This window comes from Candidatus Eisenbacteria bacterium (genome assembly GCA_016867495.1).
In the GTDB taxonomy this organism is placed as follows: Bacteria; Eisenbacteria; RBG-16-71-46; order CAIMUX01; family VGJL01; genus VGJL01.
This window is the reverse complement of record VGJL01000338.1, coordinates 1-1,906: the sequence shown is the minus strand read 5'-3', so window position 1 is coordinate 1,906 and position 1,906 is coordinate 1. Positions and strand designations below refer to the sequence as shown.

3 protein-coding genes are annotated in these 1,906 nt (G+C 66.2%); 1 reads left to right on the top strand and 2 read right to left on the bottom strand.

The features are described 5' to 3' along the window. Both FJY88_14060 and FJY88_14055 read right to left on the bottom strand, forming a co-directional pair. The coding region (locus tag FJY88_14060; GenBank protein MBM3288451.1) for a tetratricopeptide repeat protein at positions 1 to 891 on the bottom strand (891 nt) is incomplete at its 3' end. 12 nt (positions 892 to 903) lie between these two features. After that, complete coding sequence (locus tag FJY88_14055; GenBank protein MBM3288450.1) at positions 904 to 1,173, bottom strand: hypothetical protein; 270 nt, start codon at positions 1,171 to 1,173, stop codon at positions 904 to 906. Positions 1,174 to 1,370: 197 nt separating this feature from the next. On the opposite strand from FJY88_14055, the gene FJY88_14050 reads away from it, so the two are divergent. Continuing rightward, positions 1,371 to 1,906: hypothetical protein (locus FJY88_14050; protein MBM3288449.1), on the top strand; the 536-nt coding region annotated here is incomplete at its 3' end.

Sequence of the window (1,906 nt, the reverse complement as noted above, 5' to 3'; positions counted from 1 at the left end):
CTCGTAGTGCCCGCGCGCGATCGTGGCCTGGCCGAGCCGCGCCTTGAGATTGCCCAGGGCGAGGGATGTCTTCGCGACTCCCGAGGAGTTCTCCATCTCCCTGAAGATCAGGAGAGCCCGCGAGAGCAGCTGCAGCGACCGCGTCCAGTCGCAGCGTTTCGTCAGAAGGACGCCCAGGTTGAGGCAGTGGGACGCGATCCTCTGCGAGTGCGCCGCCTCCTCGCTCACGGCGAGCGCCCTCTCGAAGTAGTCCTGCGCCTCTTTCCAGCGCGGTCCGGACTTCAGGAGAACGCCCAGGTTGTTGAGGGCGCGGGCGATCCCTTCGCGATGGTCGATTCGCCGGAATGTGAAGAGCGCGCTCTGGAACGACTCGCGCGCCCTCTCGACTTGGCCGAGCCTGGTGAAGATGTTGCCGAGAGCGAGTTCGAGATGGCCGATCTCGTCGTTGTCCTTGCCGCCGCGCAGGATCTCGTAGGCCCTGTTGCAGTTCGTCTGCGCGGCCAGGTAGTGGCCGAGGCTCGCCTGGATCATCCCCGTGCGGCCGACGATCTTGGCATCGATGTCGGCGTCGATCTCTGGATCGATCCCCTGGCGGGCGCGGGCCAGCTCCGCGAGCGCCTCCTGGAAACCGCCGCGCTTGCGGTGGCACTCGGCCACCCTGAGGTGCGTATCGGCGCGCTCCCGGCGCCAGTTGGGATCCTCAACCAGCAGCCCCAGAGCGCGCTCGTACTCGCAGAGAGCGCTCTGGAAGTTGTCCGCCGCCATCTGCATGTCGCCCAAGGCGAGCGCTTGAGCGTATCCCGGCGGGACGATCGATTCCGCGCGCGCGGTTCGCTCGCCGAGCGGGCTCAGATCGGAGGCTGCGGCCTCTCTCCGGTCAGGCGCATCCATGCTGTCGGACTCCTAGCGGCCCATTCCCTGCAGAAGGCAATTGATCCAGATCCAGACAGGGGGAGAAACAAAATCAAGATCGTCCGGATCCCCGCTGTGGTTACCTCCTTGGCCCGGTCCGCCATAGAGCGTGTCGGGCTCGCTCCCGCCGCCAGCGTTTCCCGTAGTTGCGTTCGGGTCTCCACTCCCTGTATCGGCCGCGATGTCCCCGGCGATCGCGAGTGTCAGACACAGGAGAAGCAGGACCCAGCCCATGACTGGTCGATCGTCTCTTCGACGCACGGCTTCTCTCCTTCTTGCGACTTCTCCCCGGTCTTCTCCGCTTGCGAACGACTCGGCCAGGGGACCTCCAACCACCACAATCGCAACCGGGATAGAAATCCTCAGGGAAAGTGTCCATCTGCCGACGCCAAAGGTCAAGCACGAAACGCGATTGGGGATCCCCCGGCGGTGCCGTAGAGTGGCCGCGGAGGCGCTGGATGAGTCAACCGCAACAAGCGGAGGCGGAAACGCTTCCGCCATCCCGGAAAGGAAACCTGTTCGGCCTCTCCGCCGAGGCGATTGCAGGGCTCGGGCCGCTCGCCGGGGAGCCCTCCTTCCGGGCAAGGCAAATCGCTCATTGGGTTTATGGCCGTGGGGCCGAGGACCTCGGGACCATGACCAGCGTCTCGAGGCGGCTGCGCGACCGCCTGGGCGAGGAATGGGAAATCCGCCGGGCGCACCCCGTCGAGGAATCGACGGTCGGCGACGAAAGCGCGACGAAGCTCCTCTTCCGGCTGGAGGATGGCTGCCTGGCCGAGGCGGTCTGGATTCGGGATCCCCGAAGGGAGACCCTCTGCATCTCATCCCAGGCAGGGTGCGCCTACGGATGCGCCTTCTGCGCGACAGCCACACTGAAGGCCGGCCGGAATCTCCTGGCCGGTGAGATCCTCTCGCAGTTCGTCGCCATGAAGGAGCGGATCTCCCGCCGCTCGACAGGGGCTGCAGCCGCCGAGCGGGATCCTTCCGGCACCGG